Origin of the sequence: Pseudomonas taiwanensis DSM 21245 (assembly GCF_000425785.1) — a bacterium.
Taxonomy (GTDB): domain Bacteria; phylum Pseudomonadota; class Gammaproteobacteria; order Pseudomonadales; family Pseudomonadaceae; genus Aquipseudomonas; species Aquipseudomonas taiwanensis.
Genome location: NZ_AUEC01000072.1, coordinates 1 through 1,097 on the forward strand (window position 1 = coordinate 1; position 1,097 = coordinate 1,097).

Here is a 1,097-nt window from a genome sequence, read left to right on the forward strand (position 1 = left end):
CTGACCGCAGCTCTGACTCGCGTCTGCTCCGAAGTTTTCGGTTCGGCAGTCGTTGAGTTCGACAAGATCGACTCGGCTCCGGAAGAAAAAGCGCGCGGTATCACCATCAACACCGCTCACGTCGAGTACAACTCGAACATTCGTCACTACGCTCACGTTGACTGCCCAGGTCACGCTGACTACGTGAAGAACATGATCACCGGTGCTGCCCAGATGGACGGCGCGATCCTGGTTTGCTCGGCCGCCGATGGTCCGATGCCACAAACCCGTGAGCACATCCTGCTGTCCCGTCAGGTTGGCGTTCCGTACATCGTGGTCTTCCTGAACAAGGCTGACCTGGTAGACGACGCTGAGCTGCTGGAACTGGTCGAGATGGAAGTTCGCGACCTGCTGTCCACCTACGACTTCCCAGGCGACGACACTCCGATCATCATCGGTTCGGCTCGTATGGCGCTGGAAGGCAAAGACGACAACGAAATGGGCACTACCGCTGTCAAGAAGCTGGTAGAAACTCTGGATGCCTACATTCCTGAGCCAGTTCGTGCCGTTGACCAGCCGTTCCTGATGCCGATCGAAGACGTATTCTCGATCTCGGGTCGTGGTACCGTTGTTACCGGTCGTATCGAGCGTGGTATCGTTCGCGTTCAAGACCCGCTGGAAATCGTTGGTCTGCGTGAAACTTCGACCACCACCTGCACCGGTGTCGAGATGTTCCGCAAGCTGCTGGACGAAGGTCGTGCTGGCGAGAACTGCGGCGTTCTGCTGCGTGGTACCAAGCGTGACGACGTTGAGCGTGGCCAGGTTCTGGTCAAGCCAGGTTCGGTCAAGCCGCACACCAAGTTCACCGCAGAAGTCTATGTTCTGTCGAAGGAAGAAGGCGGTCGTCACACTCCGTTCTTCAAAGGCTACCGTCCTCAGTTCTACTTCCGTACCACTGACGTGACCGGTAACTGCGAACTGCCGGAAGGCGTTGAAATGGTAATGCCAGGTGACAACATTCAGATGACTGTCACCCTGATCAAGACCATCGCAATGGAAGACGGTCTGCGCTTCGCTATCCGTGAAGGCGGTCGTACCGTCGGCGCCGGCGTCGTAGC

General features: G+C 57.3%; 1 protein-coding gene. It reads left to right on the forward strand.

Annotation, left to right across the window (positions count from 1 at the left end; genetic code table 11):
- The coding region (tuf, locus tag H620_RS0118945; RefSeq protein WP_027907870.1) for an elongation factor Tu at window positions 1–1,097 on the forward strand (1,097 nt) is incomplete at both ends.